This is a genomic window from Streptomyces sp. CB02980 (assembly GCF_014451325.2).
Classification (GTDB): domain Bacteria; phylum Actinomycetota; class Actinomycetes; order Streptomycetales; family Streptomycetaceae; genus Streptomyces.
Genome location: NZ_JACSCH020000018.1, coordinates 98663 through 118401, shown reverse-complemented (window position 1 = coordinate 118401; position 19739 = coordinate 98663). Strand labels below are relative to the sequence as shown.

The 19739-nt window shown below is 73.7% G+C and carries 15 protein-coding genes; 7 read left to right on the top strand and 8 right to left on the bottom strand.

Annotated elements, in window-relative coordinates; genetic code table 11:
• Positions 1–5 precede the first annotated feature (5 nt).
• From E0F75_RS31150 to E0F75_RS31130, 5 genes are all read left to right on the top strand, one after another.
• The gene (locus tag E0F75_RS31150; protein ID WP_229314297.1) at positions 6–1295 is read left to right on the top strand and encodes a cytochrome P450; all 1290 of its coding nucleotides are present in this window, start codon (positions 6–8) and stop codon (positions 1293–1295) included.
• Complete coding sequence (locus tag E0F75_RS31145; RefSeq protein WP_229314296.1) at positions 1292–1792, top strand: NUDIX domain-containing protein; 501 nt, start codon at positions 1292–1294, stop codon at positions 1790–1792. Before E0F75_RS31150 ends, E0F75_RS31145 begins: the two co-directional genes overlap by 4 nt.
• Positions 1793–1916: 124 nt before the next feature.
• On the top strand, positions 1917–3566 hold the full coding sequence (locus E0F75_RS31140; RefSeq protein WP_229314295.1) for a prenyltransferase/squalene oxidase repeat-containing protein: 1650 nt from the start codon (positions 1917–1919) through the stop codon (positions 3564–3566).
• Positions 3563–3793: an acyl carrier protein gene (locus E0F75_RS31135; RefSeq protein WP_229314294.1), complete on the top strand. Its 231-nt coding sequence runs from the start codon at positions 3563–3565 to the stop codon at positions 3791–3793. Before E0F75_RS31140 ends, E0F75_RS31135 begins: the two co-directional genes overlap by 4 nt.
• Entirely contained in the window at positions 3793–5022 is a 1230-nt protein-coding gene (locus E0F75_RS31130) for a beta-ketoacyl-[acyl-carrier-protein] synthase family protein (protein WP_229314293.1), read from the top strand. Before E0F75_RS31135 ends, E0F75_RS31130 begins: the two co-directional genes overlap by 1 nt.
• A 43-nt stretch (positions 5023–5065) precedes the next feature.
• Here E0F75_RS31130 and E0F75_RS31125 read toward each other — a convergent pair whose 3' ends face one another.
• Entirely contained in the window at positions 5066–5548 is a 483-nt protein-coding gene (locus tag E0F75_RS31125; protein WP_229314292.1) for a MarR family winged helix-turn-helix transcriptional regulator, read from the bottom strand.
• 111 nt (positions 5549–5659) lie between these two features.
• Between E0F75_RS31125 and E0F75_RS31120 the strand changes: the two genes are divergently transcribed.
• Both E0F75_RS31120 and E0F75_RS31115 read left to right on the top strand, forming a co-directional pair.
• Positions 5660–6076 (top strand): organic hydroperoxide resistance protein, encoded by a 417-nt coding sequence (locus E0F75_RS31120; protein ID WP_229314291.1) that lies wholly within the window; start codon positions 5660–5662, stop codon positions 6074–6076.
• Positions 6077–6309: 233 nt separating this feature from the next.
• Complete coding sequence (locus E0F75_RS31115) at positions 6310–8364, top strand: phosphocholine-specific phospholipase C (RefSeq protein WP_229314290.1); 2055 nt, start codon at positions 6310–6312, stop codon at positions 8362–8364.
• A 149-nt stretch (positions 8365–8513) separates the two neighbouring features.
• On the opposite strand, the gene E0F75_RS31110 is transcribed toward E0F75_RS31115, so the two are convergent.
• The 7 genes from E0F75_RS31110 to E0F75_RS40165 form a co-directional block, all read right to left on the bottom strand.
• The gene (locus E0F75_RS31110) at positions 8514–9290 is read right to left on the bottom strand and encodes a phosphate ABC transporter ATP-binding protein (protein ID WP_229314289.1); all 777 of its coding nucleotides are present in this window, start codon (positions 9288–9290) and stop codon (positions 8514–8516) included.
• Between the two features lie 8 nt (positions 9291–9298).
• Complete coding sequence (locus tag E0F75_RS31105; protein ID WP_229314288.1) at positions 9299–10252, bottom strand: class E sortase; 954 nt, start codon at positions 10250–10252, stop codon at positions 9299–9301.
• 17 nt (positions 10253–10269) lie between these two features.
• Positions 10270–12318, bottom strand: a complete 2049-nt coding sequence (locus E0F75_RS31100; protein WP_229314287.1) for a WxL protein peptidoglycan domain-containing protein — start codon at positions 12316–12318, stop codon at positions 10270–10272.
• Positions 12319–12415: 97 nt separating this feature from the next.
• Entirely contained in the window at positions 12416–13990 is a 1575-nt protein-coding gene (locus E0F75_RS31095) for an Ig-like domain repeat protein (RefSeq protein WP_229314286.1), read from the bottom strand.
• A 13-nt stretch (positions 13991–14003) separates the two neighbouring features.
• Positions 14004–14999, bottom strand: coding sequence for a substrate-binding domain-containing protein (locus E0F75_RS31090; RefSeq protein WP_229314285.1), 996 nt, complete (start codon positions 14997–14999; stop codon positions 14004–14006).
• A gap of 94 nt (positions 15000–15093) precedes the next feature.
• Complete coding sequence (locus E0F75_RS31085) at positions 15094–17769, bottom strand: hypothetical protein (RefSeq protein WP_229314284.1); 2676 nt, start codon at positions 17767–17769, stop codon at positions 15094–15096.
• Positions 17766–19604, bottom strand: a complete 1839-nt coding sequence (locus tag E0F75_RS40165) for a phosphate ABC transporter substrate-binding protein PstS (RefSeq protein WP_267499778.1) — start codon at positions 19602–19604, stop codon at positions 17766–17768. The genes E0F75_RS31085 and E0F75_RS40165 overlap by 4 nt, the downstream gene beginning before the upstream one ends.
• Between the last annotated feature and the right edge of the window lie 135 nt (positions 19605–19739).

Genomic DNA, 19739 nt, shown 5'->3' with positions numbered 1-19739 from the left:
TCATCATGCAATCGCAATGCGTGACGGATGGCATGCTCCCCGACTTCCTCGACGACGGCACCGTGACGGCCTGGACCGCCTCCGGAGCCCCGCTGATCGACCTGCTGCGCCGGGCGCACACACCGGGCCGGCTCACCGGCTTCCGCCGGGGCGGCCGCGCGGCGGTCCTCATCACCGAGCCGAGGCATGTGCACCAGGTCCTCGGGGTCGGCGGCGACCGTTTCGTCAAACGCTCGCACCGGGCGAAACCCCTGCTCGGGGACGGGATGCTGTCCGCCACGGGCGAGGCCTGGCGGTCCCAACGGCGGCTGCTCCAGGCGATGTTCACCGGTCGTGGCATCCAGCGCTGGGAGCACCACATCACCGGTGCGACGGCCTCCGTCGTCGACCGCTGGGCCGACCGGGCCCGTCGGGGCGAGCCGACGGACATCGCCGAGGACGTGCAGTTCTTCACCGTCGACACGATCTGGCGCTCGCTGACCGACCATCCCCTCGACCACGAGACGTACGTCGACCTGGCGGCCGTGCAGGACATCGTGGCCGCGCTCCCCGCCGACGTGGGCGGTGCCGCCGCCCTCCCGCCGGAGGTGGGGGCCGCGCTCGCCGCCCTGGACGACCGGGTGCTGCGGGCCCTGGCCGAGGCGCGGACCCGGCACCGCGGGGGCGCCGGAGGACCGAGCGTGCTGCACCGGCTGCTCGACGCCGCCGAGACGGACCCGGCGTACACGGACCGGCTGATCCGGGACGAGCTCGTGACGCTGCTCGTCGCCGGGTACGAGAGCAGCGCGCGCACGCTGACCTGGGCTTTCGTACTGCTCGACCGGCATCCCGCGCTCATGGAGCGGGCGGCGGGCGACGCGGCCGCCGGTGGTTCGGCGGCCGTCGAGGCGGTGCTCTCCGAGACTCTGCGGCTCTACCCGACGGGCTGGCTGCTGCCCCGCCACAGCCCGGCCGACGAGTTCGTCGACGGCTGGCGCATCCCCGCCGGTACGGACCTCCTCGTCTGCCCGTACCTCACCCATCGCGACCCGGACGTCTGGCCGGAGCCCGAGACGTTCGCCCCGGACCGCTTCCCCGCCCGGGCGCCGCTGCCGCCGGGCGCGTACCTCCCGTTCGGCATCGGCCCGCGCGCCTGCCTGGGCACCCGGTTCGCGATGCGGGAGATGGAGTCGCTGCTCGGCGCGCTGCTCGCGCGGTTCACCGTCGAGACGACCGCACCGGCCGGGGAGGCCGTCTTCGGCATCAACCTGCGCCCGGCGGGCCCGCTGCACGCGCGCGTCCGCGAGCGTTCGTGAACGCGCAGCCGTCCGAGCGGGTCGACTACGTCGATCCCGGCGACCGGGTCGTCGCCCAGGGCGGCCGGGCGGAGGGCCAGCCGGCCGGACTCCTCCGCCGGTACGCGGCCACCGTCTGCACCGACCGCGCCGGCCGGGTCCTCCTCTACCGGCGGACCACCACGGCCCCGGCCTACCCGGACCACTACGACGTCCTGGTGGGCGGTGCGGTGCGGACCGGCGAGGAGTACCACGAGGCTGCCCTCCGGGAGCTCCGGGAGGAGCTGGGCTGGTCGACGGTGGCCGGCCTCACCGAGGCGTACCGGATCCGCGTCGACGATCCGCACGGCGACTGCTTCCTCGCCGTCCACCGCTGGGTGGCGGACCGCGCGCCCCGCCCCGATCCCCGGGAGATCGCCTGGTGCGGCTTCGTCGCACCGCTCGCGGTCATGACGGGCGGCTACACCCCGCTGGTCCCGGCGGGCGCGGAGGCCGTACGGCGGCTCTTCCCCCTCTGACCGCGGCCCCCGTCGCGCGCTGCCCCCTCCCACGCCGCCCGGTCCGACCGCCGCCCCGCCCGGAGCCGCCCCGCCCGACGGCCGCCCCTCCCTCTCACCGACACCGACGAAGGACACCCCCACCATGACGTACTGCGCGCCGCCCCTGACCGGTGCCTCGCTCGCCGTCCCGGGCCCCGCGCCCGGCCCCCCGCCGGGCGTTCCGTCCGTGACCGGCCGGCTCGACCGGGCCCGGGCCCGGCTCGCCACCCGCCTGGTGGCGGCCGCCGGGGCGGACGGGCTGCTCCGCGCGCCCTGCGACAGCCGGATCCTGGAGTCCGCCCTCGCGCTGCGGCTGCTCACGGTGACCGGAGTCGATCCGGACGCCCAGGAACGGCTCATGCGGCGGCTGAAGACCGCCGTGGACGAGGGCGCCCCCGACCCCGTGCAGGAGGCCGCGGCCCGCGCGGCGCTCGGCGAGTACGTGGACGGGCCGGCCGCGCTGACCAGGCTGCTCGGCGGCTTCGACCACTTCACCGCAGGGCGCAAGAGACTGATGTTCCAGACGGTGCTCGCGGAGCTCGGCGCCCATCCGTTCCCCGCCCTCCCCTCCCCCGGACGCGTCTTCGAGGCGCGTGGCCAACAGCGCTGGCTGGTCACGGAGATGGCCGCCCTGAAGGTCCTGTACGCCTTCGGCACCGGCGTGCCCCGGCTCGTCACCGAGGACGACTGGCGCGCGCTCGCGCCCTGCTCGCTGCCCGGCCCGCCCCCGTACGGCAACCATCTCGCCCGGATCCTCGCCCTGCTCGCACTCCGGCACCGGCCCCGGTACGCGGCGGCCGTGGGTGCGCGGGCGGCGGAGCTGCGCGGGCTGCTCCGCGAGGACGGCGGGCTGCCGTTCATCACCGGCATGGACGTGTTCGCGACGGCGACCGGCGGCCTCGCCCTGGCCGGGGCGGGGGCCCCCAGGTACACCCTGCGGGCCCTCGCGGCGGCTCTGACGGAACGCCAGAATCCCGACGGTGGCTGGGGTTTCGACCGCGGGGTCGCCCAGAGCGACGTCGACGACACCTCGTACTGCGTGGATTTCCTGCGTGCGACGGCCCCGGAGCGCGGCGACGAGGTGGCGGCCGGCGAGCGGTATCTGCTGGCCCGGCGGGGCGAGGACGACGGTTTCCCGACCTTCGAGTCCGGCACGGCCTCCGAGGTGGCGATAACGGCGGCGGCGGTGAACGCGCTCGCCCCGAATCCGGCCCACCGGCCCGTCGTGGAGGCCGCCGTCCGGTTCATGGCGGCCCGGCAGGAGACCGCGGGGCCCTTCGAGCGCAGCTGGAGTCTCAACGAGAGCAACGCCCTGTTCCGTACGGTCCTCGCGTACGACGCGTTCCACGCCGTGGCTCCCGGCCACCCGGCGGGGACCGAGGTCGCGCGGGCCCGGTCGCGGGCGGTGGCCCGGCTGGTCGACACCCAGAACCAGGACGGCGGCTGGGGTCATGTGCCGTCCGATCCGAGCGATCCGATCAGCACCGCGTACGCGCTGATCGCCGTGGCCCGGACGCCGGCCGTGCCGTCCGCCGTGGGCGCGACGGAGCGCGCGGTGCGCCATCTGCTCGAACGGCAGCGCCCCGACGGGAGCTTCGTCTCCCGTCCGGACCAGGCCGGGCCGAGGCCGCTCGCCTATCACGTACCGCTCCTGACGGACGTGTGCGTACTGCTCGGCCTGAACCACGCGCGCGCGGCCGCCTCGCGCATCCCCCGCCTCGCCCCCACTCCGACCTGCAAGGAAGCCCGATGACCTTCGACGAACTGAAGAACCTGCTGGTCTCGCTGGGTCTCGACCCGGAGGACGTCACTCCGGAGGCGAGCCGCGAGGAGGCCGGTCTCGACTCGCTCCTGCTGACCGAGCTGGCGTTGGTCCTGCGCAAGGAGCGGGGTGTCCCGGTGCCGGAGGAGGAGCTGTACGCGGCGCCCACCGTCGCCGCGATCGAGCGCCTGGTCGCCGTCCACGCGGGGACGGTCTGATGCGCGGCGGCGGACCGGGCCCCGGCCGCGGGGCGGCCGTCACGGGGGTCGGGCTGTTCACGCCGGCGGGCGCGGACCGGGCGACGACCTGGGAGACCGTACGTGTGGGGAAGCCCACCTCCGTACGGGAGGAGCGGGACGGTCTCACCTACCTGGCCTGCCGGGCGCCCGAGCCTCCCGGGGGTCTCGGGCGGGCGGCGGTGGCGCGGCGGCCCGACCGCAGTGCGGCGCTCGCGCTGTGCGCGGCGCGGGAGGCGCTCGCCGACGCCGGTCTCGACCCGGGCGGCTGGGACGGGGCGCGGGTCGGGGTGGTCGCCGGGATCGGGGCCGGCGGGGTCCTCACGTACGAGGCGCAGCGGGAGGCGCTCCGGACGGAGGGTCCCGGGGACATGTCGGCGTTCGCGGTGCCGGGCGCGCTGCCGAACGCGGTGGCGGCTCAGCTGGCGGTGGAGTTCGGCGTCCGGGGCCCGTCGCTGGCGGTGACCACCGCGTGTGCGGCGGGGGCGTCGGCGATCGGTGTGGCGCTCGACCTGCTGGCCCTGGGGCGCTGCGACCTCGTCCTGGTGGGCGGGGCGGAGGCCTCCTTGAGCCCGTTCTACATCGCGGGCTTCGACCGGCTCCGGGCGCTGTCCCGCCGCTTCGACGACCCGGCGGGCGGGCTCCGGCCGTTCGACGTGGACCGGTCGGGCTTCGTGATGGCGGAGGGCGCGGGGTTCCTGGTCCTGGAGCGGCCGGCGGACGCGGCGGCGCGGGGGGCCCGGTCCAGGGCGCTGATCAGCGGTTACGGGGCGACGTCCGACGCGCACCATGTGGTGGCGCCCCGGCCGGACGGTTCGGGTCTGACGGCCGCGGTGCGGGGCGCGCTCGCCGAGGCGGGGGCTTCGCCCGGGGACGTCGACCTGGTCAACGCGCACGGGACGGGGACGCCGCGCGGGGACGCGGTGGAGGCGGCGGTCCTGGCGGAGCTGCTGCCGCACCGGCCGCCGGTGACGTCGACGAAGGGCGTGACCGGGCATCTGCTGGGTGCGGCGGGCGCCGTGGAGGCGGTGCTCACGGTGCTGTCGATCGAGGAGGGCACGGTGCCTCCGACGGCCAATTTCGCGGAGCCGGGCGAGGGCATCGACCTCGACGTCCCGACGACGGCGCGCACGGCCCGGCTGCGGCTCGCCGTGTCCACGTCGGTGGGGTTCGGCGGCCACAACGCGGCGCTTGTGATCACCGCGCCGTGAGAGCCGTCCAGGGCCTGTCCGACCCCGATCCGCCGGACAGGCCCTAGCGGCAGACGTTCAGGTCGTCCGGGTCGACGCTGTCGAGCCGGACGGCCAGGGCATCGAGGCGTTCCCGCAGGTCGCGGATGTCGGCGAGGTCGAGGCCCGTCGCGGTGGCGATCCGGCGCGGCACGTCGCGGGCCTTCTCCTTCAGCGCGGTCCCCTCGGCGGTGGGCCGCACGGTGACGGACCGCTCGTCCTCGGGGCTGCGGCGCCGCTCGACGTATCCGGCCGTCTCCAGGCGCTTGAGCAGCGGGGACAGGGTTCCGGAGTCGAGCCGAAGGCGCTCCCCGATCCCCTTCACGGGCAGCTCGCCGTGCTCCCAGAGCACCAGCATGGCGAGGTACTGGGGGTAGGTGAGCCCCAGCTCCTTGAGCGCCTCGCGGTAGACGCCGTTGAACGCGCGGGTCGCCGCGTGCAGCGAGAAGCAGATCTGGTGGTCGAGCCGGAGGAAGTCCTCGTCCGGGACGGTGTCGAGCGTCTCCATGGCTCCAGGATACGCGAGGACACCTCACACGCGATTGAGTTGTGCACAACTGAATCGTGCGCTATTAATAGAGAGCCACCGCAGCACACCCCGAGGACAGGAACGGACACCATGGACGCGATCTACACCGCTGTCGCCACCGCCAACGGCCGCGAGGGCCGCGCCGTCAGCTCCGACGGCCACATCGACCTTCCCCTCGCCCACCCCCAGGCCCTCGGCGGCAACGGTCAGGGCACCAACCCCGAGCAGCTCTTCGCCGCCGGGTACGCGGCCTGCTTCGCCAGCGCCATGAACCTGGTCGCCCGCCAGGAGAAGATCGACATCTCCGACGCCTCGATCACCGCCGAGGTCTCCATAGGCAAGGACGCCGCGGACGGCGGCTTCGGCCTCGCGGTCGTGATGCGCGCCGAGTTCCCGGACCACCTCCAGGGCGAGGCGGGCAAGTCCCTCCTGGAGAAGACCCACGCGTTCTGCCCGTACTCCAAGGCGACCCGCGGCAACATCAAGGTCGACCTCGTCGTCGAGTAGTTTTCTGTCGGTTCACGTACGCCCCCGTTGGTCATCGACCACCGGGGGCGTTCGCTTGTGAGCTCTTCCGTTCGGGCACGGGGGATTCGTCTGCCGTACGACGGGCAGTCATGGAACGGCCCCCGGCCGGTGGTTCGCGGGCGCTCTCCTTGGGGCGCCCATCGGCCGGTCCACCCGGCCACCGCACGCGCACCCCCACCCGTGCCCGTCTCGACCCGGAGGAGAACTCCCCCATGGCCGACCTCGACCGTCGCCGGTTCCTTCAACTCGCCGGCGGCACCGCCGCGCTGACCATGCTCTCGGAGAGCATCGCGCGCGCCGCCGCCATTCCGGCGCAAGGCTCCACCGGCACGATCCAGGACATCGAGCACATCGTCGTCCTGATGCAGGAGAACCGTTCCTTCGACCACTATTTCGGGTCGATGAAGGGCGTACGCGGCTTCGGCGACCCCCGCCCGGTCACCCTGCCCAGCGGAAAGTCGGTCTGGAACCAGTCGGACGGCAGCAAGGTCACGCTGCCCTTCCGTCCGGAGAGCGCGAAGCTCGGCATGGAGTTCCTCCAGGGCCTCAACCACGACTGGGCGGGCGGCCACAGCGCCTTCAACAAGGGCAAGTACGACAACTGGGTACCGGCCAAGACCAAGGCCACGATGGCGTACCTCACCCGCGAGGACATCCCGTTCCACTACGCGCTCGCCGACGCCTTCACCATCTGCGACGCGTACCACTGTTCGTTCATCGGCTCGACCGACCCGAACCGCTACTACCTGTGGACCGGCCACACCGGCAACGACGGCACCGGCGGCGGCCCGGTCCTCAACAACGCCGAGGCGGGCTACGGCTGGAAGACCTACCCGGAGCGCCTGGAGGCGGCCGGGGTGTCCTGGAAGATCTACCAGGACACCGGCGACGGGCTGAACGCGGCCGGTTCCTGGGGCTGGATCAACGACGCCTACCGCGGCAACTACGGCGACAACTCGCTCCTGTACTTCAACACGTACCGCAACGCCCAGCCCGGCGACCCGCTGTTCGAGAAGGCCCGTACGGGCACGAACGCCAAGGCCGGCGAGGGCTTCTTCGACCGGCTTCGCGCCGACGTGCAGGGCGGCCGGCTGCCCGAGATCTCCTGGATAGCCGCCCCGGAGGCCTTCTCCGAGCACTCCAACTGGCCGGCGAACTACGGCGCCTGGTACATCTCGCAGGTCCTCGACGCACTGACCTCGAACCCGGACGTGTGGGCCCGCACGGCCCTGTTCATCACGTACGACGAGAACGACGGCTTCTTCGACCACGTCGTCCCGCCGTACGTCCCGGGCTCCGCCGCGCAGGGTCTCTCCACCGTCGCGACCGGGCTCGACCACTTCGCGGGCAAGACCGGCTACGTGGCCGGCCCCTACGGTCTCGGCCCGCGCGTCCCGATGCTCGTGGTCTCGCCCTGGTCCAAGGGCGGCTACACCTGCTCCGAGACCTTCGACCACACCTCGGTCATCCGCTTCATGGAGCAGCGCTTCGGGGTGCAGGAGCCCCAGATCTCGCCCTGGCGGCGGGCCGTCTGCGGCGACCTGACCTCCGCCTTCGACTTCTCGCGGACGGACACCTCGGCGGCCGCGCTGCCGCCGACGTCCGGCTACTTCCCGCCGGACAAGAACCGTCACCCCGACTTCCTCGCCACCGCCCCGGCGACCGGGACCATGCCCCGCCAGGAGCGCGGCGCCAAGCCCACCCGCCCGCTGAAGTACGCCCCGTTCGTGGACGGCGCCGCCGACACCGCGGCGGGCAAGTTCCGTCTCAGCTTCGGCGGCGGGCCCTCGGCGGGCGCCCAGTTCTACGTGACCTCGGCCAACCGCACCGACGCGCCCTGGACCTACACGACCGAGGCCGGCAAGTCGATCGCGGACACCTGGAACACGACGTACTCGAAGGGCGTCACCGACCTCACGGTCCACGGCCCCAACGGCTTCGTCCGCCGCTTCCGCTCCCCCGGCAAGACGGCCGTCCCCGAGGTCACGGCGCGCCACAACGCCACCACGGGCTCGCTGGACCTGACGTTCACCAACGCGGGCACGACCGCGACGGTGACCCTCGTCAACGCCTACGGCGGCGCCCAGAAGACGCTCTCCGTCGCGAAGGGCGCCACGGTCACCCACAGCGTCGCCGTCTCCGCGGCCCACCACTGGTACGACGTCACCGTCACGTCCTCCGCGAGCACGGACTACGTCCGCCGCCTCGCGGGCCACGTGGAGACGGGCACTGCGAGCGTCTCGGACCCGGCCGTCCTCACGTACTGACCACCCCGGCGGAACGCCCCGAGGGCCCGTACGCGTCCATGCGGCGCGTACGGGCCCTCGGGCTTCGGTGGCCGGGATCGGCGGTGACGGTGGTCGGCGGCGCAGGCGGACGTCAGCGGCTCAGGCGGACGTCACGGCTCAGGCGGACGTCAGCCGAAGCGCCCCTCCACGTAGTCCGCGGTCCGCCGGTCGCGGGGGCTGGAGAACATGGCGTCCGTCGGGCCGTGTTCGACGATCACGCCCGGGGTCGCCTGTTCGGCGAGGAAGAAGGCGCACTGGTCGGAGACCCGGGCCGCCTGCTGCATGTTGTGCGTGACGATCACGATCGTCACCTCGTCCGCAAGGTCGCGGATGGTCTCCTCGATGCGCCGCGTCGACGTCGGGTCGAGCGCCGAGCACGGCTCGTCCATCAGCAGGATGCGCGGCCGGACCGCCAGCGAGCGGGCGATGCACAGACGCTGCTGCTGTCCGCCGGAGAGCGCGCCGCCCGGCTGGCGCAGCCGGTCGCGGACCTCCTTCCACAGACCCGCCCGGGTCAGGCACTCCTCCACGAGGTCGTCCCGGTCGGCCGCCGCCACCCGGGTCCCGGTCAGCTTCAGACCGGCCGTGACGTTGTCGTACACCGACATCGCGGGGAACGGGTTCGGCTTCTGGAAGACCATGCCGATGTTGCGTCGGGCCTCGGTGAGACGGCGCCCCCGGGCGTAGATGTCGTCGCCGTCCAGGAGCACCTCGCCGGCGAGCTCGGCGCCCGGGATCAGCTCGTGCATCCGGTTCAGGATGCGCAGGAAGGTCGACTTGCCGCAGCCGGAGGGCCCGATGAGCGCGGTGACCCGGCCGGCCGGCATGGTCAGCGAGACCCGGTTGAGGACCTTGCGGGTGCCGAACCAGGCGGAGAGGGAACGTGCGTCCAGATGGGAAGCCACGACTGTCCTTACAGGAGGTTGGGAAGGAGGAGCGCCACCTGGTCGCCGACCGTGAGGCCGAGCGCGACCAGGACCGGGAAGCCGACCAGCCAGACGTGGACGCGGGGCACCCGCGACCGTGCCCAGACGAGACCGGCCGCGGCGAGCAGCACGGCCTGCGACCACAGGACCAGCGGGAGCCACGACGAGGGCTGTCCCGCGAGCGGGAGTTCGTCGGCGGGGACGCGGCCGAAGCGGAAGGCGGGGACGGCGCCCGGCTGCGGCGGGGTGATCAGGTCGGCGTCGACCTGGAGGACCCCGTCGGGCCGGTACGGGGAACCGGTCGCGGTCATCAGGGTGAGCCGGCCCGTCCCTGCCCGGAGGGCCGGCGGCCGCGGATCGCCCGCGCGCCGGACGCCGCTGACCCGGTAGCTGTGCTCGCCCTGACCGGTGGTGACCTTGATGGTCTCGCCGGGCTGGAGGGTCGCCAGATGCCGGAACGGTCCCCCGTATCCCGCCCGGCGGCCCATGACGATGCTGAGGCCCGCCTGTCCGGGCAGCACCGTGTCACGGCGGTGCCCGGGGCCGGCGGACAGCACCTCCGCGGAGCTGCCCTCCCGGATCACCTCCTTCACGCCGAGCTGCGGAATCGTCAGCAGGGCGATGGGCATGCCCGGTTCGGTGGTCGCGCCGATCGGCGTGGTGGCGTTGGCCAGCGACGAGCGGACGTCGGCGTAGCCGACGCGGAGGTCCCGTTCGTGGCGGAGGTGGCCGAGCGGGCCGACCTCGGCGACGAAGCCGAGGAGCAGCGCGCCGAGGATGGCCAGGGTGCCGCCGAAGGCCCACAGCGGGCTGGTGCGGGGCGCGCGCCCGGCCGGGGCCGGGGAGGCGCCCGGCTTCCCCGGCCCGGTGGGCGCGGGACGCACGTCCACCGGGCCGGGGGTGGCGGGACGCACGTCCACCGGGGTGGGGGTGGCTGTCATCGCGTGTGCTCCGTACGTCAGTGGGGGCCGAAGGTGATCAGTCCGCGGCGGCGCGCCCACCGGACGGCGAGGGCGCCGGCGACCAGCAGGGCGGCGCTGAGCAGGCCGAGCAGGAGGGGGTCGGAGCCGGTGTCGGCGAGACCGCCGCCGCCGTTGCCGCCGCCCGTGCCGCCGGAGCCGGAGGCACCGCCGGAGCCCGTCGAACCGCCGGAGCCGGAGCCGCCGCCCGCGGCGGAGGTGCCGGGATCGGTGCTCGACGCGGACGCGCTCGGCGGGATGCTCGTGGAGATGCCGACGCTGTCACCACCGGTGGCGGTGGCGGTCGCCGAGGGGGAGCCCGTGGGCGAGTCGGAGGGCGAGGCCGTGTCCGTCGGAGTGGCGGTCGGGGTGGGGCTCTGGGTGTCCGTCGCCGTGGGCGTCGGGGTGGCGGTCCCGGTCGGGGTGGCCGTGCCGGTGGGGGTGGCCGTACCGGTCGGGGTGCCCGTGGGGTTCGGGCCGCCCGGGTCGGTGTCCTGGTAGACGGTGTCGGAGGTGAACCAGAGGGAGCCGGTGAAGTCCCCGTACGTCTCGGAGCCGAACGCCTTGCGGCAGACGACCGTCAGGTCGTACCGGCCTTCGAGGGTGGTGAACCCGGCCTCGTTGGCGTAGTCCCGCATGGTCATGGTCAGCGGCACGATGAAGCCGGTGCCGCCGGGGTCCTGCGGGTAGGTGGTGAGCGGCGCGTTGCCGACGACGTTCTTGCCCTCGGCGGGGAAGCCCTTGCCGGTGACCTTCACGAGGACGTTGGTGGCGGGCGCCGGGCAGGCGCCCGAGGTGGTCAGGGAGATGCTGCTGTCGTCGGTGCCCTGGCCCGGGGTCACGGCGGCGGTGCCCACCGGGGCGGCCGTGGCCGTGGGCACGGTGAGGACGCCGACACCGGCGAGGGCCGTCGCCGCGGCGAGGGCCACACCGGCCGCCGTCCGCCTGGGGAGGCGTGTGAACTGCACGATGAGCTCCTTGTACGGGTTCTCGGGGGTGTTCTTCGGACTCGGGTCCGTCCCGGCGTCCGCCGCGCCCCGGCCGCCCCGGCCGTGCCGGTCCGCGCGCTGTCGGCGCCACCGCCACAGGACGACCGCGACGAGGAGGAGCAGCAGGGCGAGCGCCGTCCACGGCATCGTCCACAGCGGGACCGAGCGGGTCAGCGAGGGCAGTCGGGGGTCGACGCCGTCCCGGGTGGCGACCGGCTGTACGGAGACGACGGCCGAGGCGCGCAGCAGCGGGGTCACCCCTTCGGCCTCGGCGGTGACGGTCAGGGCGTTGCCCGGGAGGAGTTCGCCGAGGTCGCGGACGCCCTTGGCGATGACCGAGGAGCCGAACACGCCGTTGACGCGGACGGCCTGGCGGGCGCCGAGGCGCACGTTGCCGGTGTTGCGCACGGTGTAGGTGACGGTGGCCGAGCCGGCCGCGAACGGGTTGAGGGTGCCGTGGTATTCGGCGCGGAGGTTCTCCACGGTGAGCTCGGGCTTGATCGCGCCCGCCACCCGGACGTAGACGCGGGCGCCGACGCGCTGGTCGAGCCGGACCTGGTTGCCCTTGGTGTCCTTGCCGGTGCCGGAGAGCGAGGCGACGATGCCTCCGGTGTGGTCGCCGGGGGTGACGTCGCGGGGCACGGTGAAGGTGAAGGGGACGATGACGTTGCCCTTGGGCGGCACGGTCACCTTGTTCTTCGCGAGCTTGATCCAACTGCCGGTGTCGGTGGGCTTCTCGGCCGCCGGGAGCAGGTCGAAGCCGCCGTCGACGGTGTTGACGGCGTCGCTCGCGTAGACGGCGAGCGTCAGCGGCTCCGAGCCGTAGTTCCAGAGGGCGATCCGGTCGCGGATCGCGGCTCCGCCGGTGACCCCGTACGAGAAGTGGGGCCGCTGGTCGGGCTTCTCGGGTCCGGCGGGCTGGACGCCGAAGACGGCCTTCTTGTCCGTGCCGCCGTCGGCGGCGCGGGCCGGGCCGGCCGCGAAGGACACGGCCGTGAGGAGGAGGCAGATCAACAGGCCGACGGAGCCTGTCCGTCGGACGGAGCGGGACACGGTCATGGCGGTTCTCCAGAAGTCAGGGGCGGGGCGGAACCCCGGCGCGCGGTCGGTGGTGCGCGGCGCGCGGCGCGGCTCCGCCCCGGAGCTCACGCCTGGATCAGATGGCGGTGAGGGTGAGGGTGGTGGTGTACGTGCCGGCCTGGGTGGAGGTCGGGACGTTGAGGGCGAGGTCGGCGCCGATGTGGGCGGTGCCGAGGCCGGTGCCGTTGGCCAGCGTGCGGGCGGACCGCAGACCGGCGGTGCCCGAGTCGGCGGGGGCCGCGCCGGAGGCCGCGGGGACGGTGGAGCCGGCGGTGACGGTCTGCGCGGGCGCCTTGTCGACGACCTTCGGGGACCAGCCGAGGTTCTGGCCGTTGATGGTGTGGGTGGCGCCGTCGGTGAAGTCGCCGACCTGGCCGCTGACGGTCCAGCCGGGGTTGCCGGCACGGGTGTCGGTCAGGGTGACCGGGCTGAGGGCGCCGGCCGTGGTGAGCAGGTCGCCGTCGTTGTTCAGGACCGGCGAGGGGAGCGTGACCTGCGGGTTGTCGACGCTGATGACGAGCGCGCCGGCGTTGACCGTGGTGGTGATGGTCTCCGAGGCCGTGACTCCGGTGAAGGCGCCGACGGTGTACGGGATGGCGTGGGAGTCGCTGCCGGTGTACCGGGCCGGGTCGGCCGGGACGAAGACGGCGGTGAAGGAGTGCGGGCCGGCCGGCAGGCTGGAGGTGGTCAGGACGGCGGTGCCGTTGCCGACCGGGACCGTGCCGAGCGGGGTGGCGGCGCCACCGACGGTGTCGATGAACTTCAGCGAGCCCGCCGCGCCGGCCGGGGAGACCGTGCCGGTCAGGGTGACGGGGCTGTACTGCGGGGTGCTCGCCGCCGGGGAGACCGCGAGGGCGGTGCTGGTCTGCGTCGCCGCGGCCGGCTTGACCTCGTAGGAGACGGCCGTCGAGGTGGAGCCGTTGTACGAGGCGTTGGACGGGGTGAACACGGCGGTGAGCGCGTGCGTGCCGGCCGGCAGGTTGCTCGTGGTCAGCGTCGCGGTGCCGCCGTTGACGGTGACCGGGGTGCCGAGGACGGCGGAGCCGTTCTTGAACTGCACGGTGCCGGCGGCGCCGGAGGGGCTGACGGTGGCGGTCAGGGTGACCGCGGTGCCCGCCTGGACCGGTCCGCCCGGGGTGACCGCGAGCGAGGTGGTGGTGTCCGTCTTCACGGCCGGGTCGTTCGTCTGGTACGTGGTGTTGGACGTGAACCACATGGCGCCGGTGAAGTCGCCGAGGCTCGTGCCGTTGAACGCGGTCCGGCAGATGACGGTGAAGTCGTACTTCCCCTGGAGGGTGGTGAAGCCCGCCTGGGAGGCGTAGTCGCGCATGGTCATGGTCAGCGGGATGACCATGCCGCCGTTGCCGGCCTGGGGGTAGGTGGTGATCGGCGAGTTGCCGACCACGTTGAGGCCGCCGGCCGGGAAGCCGGAACCCTCCACCTTGACCAGGATGTTGGTGGCGTTCGCCGGGCAGGCGCCCGAGGTGGTGAAGGAGACGCCGCTGGTGTCGGCACCGGTGGCGGGGGTGATGTCGAGGGTGCCGATGGGCGCGGCGTACGCGGAACCCGCGGTGGCGAGGCCCGCCGCGAAGGCGGTGGTGACGGCCGCGACACCGAGGGCGAGGGCCCGGGAGAATCTGTTCTTCAGCACGAGAAGCTCCTGATCAGGGGGTCTGCTTGGTGGTGTCGCCACAGTTCGGGTTGGTCGCGAAGCCGTAGGTGTTGATCACGGAGGTCTGCTTGCAGACGCCGGAGTTCGGGCCCACGAAGACGTCGCTCCACGGCGAGACGCCGACCTTGCTGGTCGGGATGACGTTGTAGACGTCGCGCTTCACGCCGAAGCCGCTGTTCAGGACCGTCGGCGAGAGGCCGTCGACGGTGCCGAGGATGGCGCGGCCGCGCAGGTCGGCGATGGTCTGCGAGGACTGCGACTGGTACTGCGCGATCGAGAACGGCACGATCGACTTGTCGTCGAGGACGCGGCCGTCGTGCTCCTGGACCGGGGCGGTGCCCTTCTTGTCCTTGATGCAGGGGTAGATGCCGGCGACGACGTCCGCCTCGGTGATGCCCATCTGCGACTGCCAGAAGGAACGCGTGCCGGAACCGGCCTGCGGCAGGTAGACGGTCATGTCGTAGTTCGGCCCGGCGCCCACGTAGGCGGGGTCGCAGTGGTAGATGGCCTTGAGGTCGGCCAGCGTCAGCTTGCGCGGGATCGCGGAGCCCGGGGTGATGGCGTAGCTGACCGCGTCGACCGCGAACGGCACGTAGGTGAGGCCGGGGTTGGCGGCGCCCAGGCTCAGCGAGGAGGACCGGGCGAAGTCGAGGCACCCGTTGCCCGCCTGGAGCGAGTTCAGCAGCGCGGAGCGGCCGGCGCCCGAGCCGTTGGGACGGGCGATGGTGCAGTTGGGGTTGGTCGCCGCGGACTTGGTGGTGATGTTCGCGGACCCCGTGGCGTCGTAGGAGCCGATGACCTTCTGCCCGTTTACCGTGACGACGTCGGCGAGGCCGTTCATGACGTCCTGGGTGGTGTCGGAGCCGACGCCGGAGAGCTGGCGGAACTGCGGGGGGCCGGCCGGGTCGGCGGTGGCGAGGCCACCACCGATGGTGACGACCGCGAGCGCCGCCACGGCGAACGCGAGGCCGGTCTTCTTCTTGTTCACTGGGGGTTCTCCTCAGCTAGGCTGCGCTCCGGTGGTGCCCGGTGCGCGTGTGCAGGACTTCCGTTGGCGCGGACGAATCAGACGTACTCGGGCATCACCTCCCCACGCGGTGGCGTGCGGCCGCGACCAGACGCGGCAGGTACCTCGGCAGCATCGGACCGGCGAAGGCCGCGAGTGCGCCGACGATCAGGCAGACGAGCAGCACGTTCCGCACGGCGCCGACCGTCCAGGCGGGCGTCGGTGCGCCGACGGCCGTGACGGTCTGCGGCGCCGGGGTGGGCTTCGCGCTCGCGGGTGGTGTGGTGGGCGCGCCGGGGCTCGCGGAGGATCCCGTACCGCCGCCCGTCGCGGCGCCGCCGGGGCCCGCGGCTCCGGCCGACCCGCCGGTGGACCCGGTCCCGCCCGTCCCTCCGGACCCGCTGGATCCGCCGGACCCGTTGGATCCGCCGGTGGATCCGCCCGTGTCGCCGCCGGACGTGGTGCCGGAGGAGCCGGACGTGGCACCTGTGCTGGGCGGGGTGGACGGCTTCGGGGTGGTCGGCGCGGGCGTCGGTGTCGCCGTCTGCGGCGTCCTGCCCGCCTCCGTCGTCACCTGGTGCGCGGCCTTCCGGGTCTGCTCGCGGAGGGCCTGCGGGAGCGGCGCGTAGCCGTGCGGCAGGTTGCCCGAGGCGACGCCCGGGGTCTGCCCGGCGCCGGCCGCGTACGTCAGGAGGGTGCCGTAGTCACGGCCCTCGGCGACGGTGAGGTCGGCCGGCACGGTCGCGGCGTAGGTGAGGACCGTGAGCGGGTAGGCGGCCGGGTCCTTCGTGCTCGGGTCCGGCAGGCTGACCCCCTCGCGGCCCGGCTTGCGGGCGTTCGCGGCGGCCGTCAGGGACGCGGTGTCCGGGGCCGTGAACTGCCCCGCCGCGTTGAGGAGTTCCGCGCGCATCAGGCCGTACCGCTCGGCGGTCGCGGTGTCCGTCACCGCGAGCACGGCCCGCTGGCCGGCCGGCTGCGGCGGGTCCTTCTTGTACGCGGGCGGGGTGGCGGTCGCGTCCCAGGACGTCCGGGCCAGGGTGTCGCCGCGGCCGGCGGCGCGCGCCGCGGCGTGCATGTCGGTGGCGTACGGGTGCTTGTCCTGGATGCAGAGCGGGAAGTCCGGCCGCTCCTCGAAGGCCTGGCAGTACGGGTCGCTCTTGGGGAAGGAGTCGAGCGGCAGGGTCACGTTCCGGTAGTGCGGGTTGACCTTCATGCCGGCGTTCCCGGGGTCGCCGTGGGTGCCCTCGTCGTCGGGGGTGCCCTTCAGGAACTCGGCGGCGGCCGGGTCCTGCGCGACCCACTCCCACAGCTGCCGGGTGGTGTCGGCGAGGGGCTGCGGGACGAGGGCGTCGCCCAGCTTGCCGCCGAAGTCGAGGTCGGCGTACTCCGGGTTGTGGCGGAGGAACTCCGGGTCGCGGCCGAGGTTCTCGGGGTTCCCCGCGACGCTGTCGGCGAAGCGCGAGACGCCGTCGCGGTACGACTCCGTGAGGAGTTTGGCGACCAGGCGCGGGGTGAGCCGCAGGGTCGTCATCCGGGTGCCGTTGCGCCGCTTGACCTCGTCGGGGGCCCGGAAGGACGCCTGGCTCTCGACGGAGTAGCCGATGGTGATGCCGGAGAGGGCGACCGGGGCGTAGACGGGCTTGCGGCCGGCCGGTGACGGGGCGGCGGCACGGCCGACGAAGACCATGCCGGGCGTGCCCGACATCAGCTTGACGCGGGCGGTCTCGTCGGGGACCTGGGCGTAGCCGTAGATGGCCTGGGCGCCGGTCCGGCAGAGGGCGGGCTGCCAGCGGGTGACGGCCTCGGCGGCCATCTCGCTGCCCAGGGTGCCGCGTTCCTCGGCCCCGATCGGGCAGTAGCTGCCGATGGGCTCGAAGCCGAGCGGAACGGTGACGCGGTGCTTCCAGTTGGCCGGGCTGAGCGGGGAGGACTGCAGCTGGCCGCTGGACTGGGCGGTGTACGGGGTGCCGTCGACCTCGGAGGTGCCGCGGGGCACGACGACCAGCCAGCAGCCGCGGCCGGTGACCGTGCCCTGCTCCTCGATCGCGGCGCCGCAGCCGAGGCCGGGGGCCTCGACACCGGTCTGGGCCTCGAAGTAGACCTCGCCGACGCCACGGGCGTCGGTGCGGGCGTACGGGATCTCGTTGGTGCTGTTGAGGTCGAAGAACTCGTTCCAGTTGCCGGGGCTGACGTCGTCGCCGGTGACCGAGCGGAACGGCGCGTACGAGATGCCGCTCGGGGTCGGCGGGGGCAGCGGCTGGTTCTCGGAGTCCTTGAGGTGGGCGCCGTAGTTGAGCTGCCGGCCGTTGGTGTAGGCGCCGGCGGCCTGGTTGCCGGCGCCCGCGCCGAGCGCGGAGGAGCCGCCGAACTGGCACTGGTCGGTCGCGGGTCCGCGCTCGTCGCCCCAGCACTGCATGATCTGCAGGTAGTCGGCGGCGTAGGCGGTGTCGGAGACGGTGGGCGCGCCGCCGGTCCACGACACCTTGACGACCTGGTTGACGAGGTTGCGGGTCTGACTGACGGTGATCTTGAGGTCGGCGAACTCGCCGGTGCCGGAGACCGTGACGGGCGACCCGTCCCCGGTGGCGGCGTACGCGGGCGGGGCGGCCGGGTCGAGGCCGGTGCCGACGGTCGCGACGACGGGGACCAGTACCAGGCAGAGGGTGCCGAGGAAGGTCCGCAGCCGGCCGGGGCGCGCGGGGCGGCCGCCGGTCGTCCGGCGGCCCCCGCGCGGTGGACGTGTGCCGGTCATCGGGGGTCCTCCCCCGCGCGGCGGGCGGCGAGGCGACGGTGCAGCAGCGGCGGGCCCACCGTGATGCCGCACAGCATCAGGGCGCCGATCACCATGAGGGTGGTCTGGACTCCGCCGCCCACGCTCGCGGCCGTGGTCACGGGGACGCCGTACAGCTCGCCGCCGCCACCCGCCGCGCCGCCGGCGCCGCCCCCGGTGCCGCCCGTGTCACCCGCGCCGACGGGCTGGCCGGTGTCGGGGTCGAGGGCGCCTCCCGTGGCCGCGCCGGAGCCGCCGGTCGCACCGGCTCCGCCCGCGCCCGCCGTGCCGCCGGCACCACCCGTGGCGCCGCCGGTCGCGCCGCCCGTCGCCGTACCGCCGGAGCCCGCGCCGGTGGCTCCGCCGGAGCCGCCCGTCGCCCCGGTCCCGCCGGTGCCGCCCGTACCTCCGGACCCGCCGGTGCCGCCGCCGCTCCCGCCGGTCGCTCCCCCGGTGCCGCCGGTCGCACCACCGGTCGACCCGCCGGTCCCGCCGGAGGAACTGCCCGTGGGGGTGGGGGTCTTGTTGCCGCCGGTGCCGGTGTCGCACTGGCTTGCGCCCTTGAGGTCACAGGCCGGCGGCATCGGGGCGGTCTTGGCGAGGGTGTTGGTGCCGTCGCTGGAGAACGTCGGGTTCTTGCACTTCCTGATGTCGATGCTCTCGGCGACCACGCCGGGGATCCGGCGGACCTGGGTCAGACCGGCCTGGACCAGGTTGACGGGCAGCGGCGAGTAGCCGAGCCGGTCCACCGACTGCTGTCCCTGGCACAGGAAGTAGTAGGCGAAGGCGCCGAGGGACTTGCCCTTCTGCGGGTTGAAGTTCGACTCCACCGCCGTCGGGACGATCATGTAGCTGTAGCTGGAGAGCGGGTAGGTCCGCGGGTCCCTGCTGTCGTAGACCTCGTCGAGGCGCTGGGTGAGGTCGGGGTTGATGCGCGCCTCGGTCAGCGAGACCGCCACGTTCTGGGCGGTGGGCTCGGTGTAGTAGCCCTTGGCGTTGAGGATCTTGGCCACCGGGAAGCCGGTGGTGGACACCGCGTACGAGTACTCGACGTAGGTGATCGTGCCCTGGTTGCCCTCCTGGGCGACGTAGCCGGAGACGCCGTTGGACCCGGACTGGCCGACGAAGCCCTTGCCGCCGACGACGGGGAAGTTGGAGGTCGGCCCGCAGGGGGTGCGACGGCCGGCCTGGCCGCAGTACGCGTCCCACAGGGCGGGGTGCTTCCTGCTCAGCCAGGTGGTCAGCTGGGCCGTCGTGCCCGAGCCGTCGGAGCGGACCACGGGCACGATCCGACGGGCGGGGAGGCTCGCCGCGAGACCGGGGTTGTCGGCCTTCAGGGCCGGGTCGTTCCACATGGTGAGAGAGCCGGTGAAGATCTTGGCGACGTTCTCGCCGGAGAGCCGGAGGTTGGTCACCCGGCGGTTGCCGATCCGCAGGTTGTACATGAAGGCCGTGCCGCCCGCGACGATCGGCATGTAGCTGAACTTCCGCGAGGGCGGCGGGTCGGCGACGCCCGAGTCGTTGATGCCGTACGGGATCTCCGAGACGGCGAAGTCGACGGTGCCGTTGCGGAACTGGTTGCGTCCGTCGGAGGAGCCGGTGCCGTTGTAGTTGACCGTCATCCCGTACTGCTTGACGTTGGCCCGCCACTGGTCGAGGGCGTTCTGGCTCCAGGTGGAGCCCGCGCCGGAGACCGGTACGTAACTCTCGGCGGCGGCGGGCAGAGCGGCGGGCACCACGAGCGCGAGGGCGGTGACGAGCACGGCCAGGGTGCGCCGCAGCACGCTCGCGGGGAATGCCGGTGGGCGTCCGGACATCGAGGGTCTCCTGATCGGTGGCGGGTCGTACGGTCGAGCGGGCGGTTCGGGACGTGCGTCGCTACGGGCGGGCGTCGTTCGGGGCGGGCGTCGTTACGGGCGGGCGTCGTTCGGGGTGCTCGGGCGCGGTCGTGC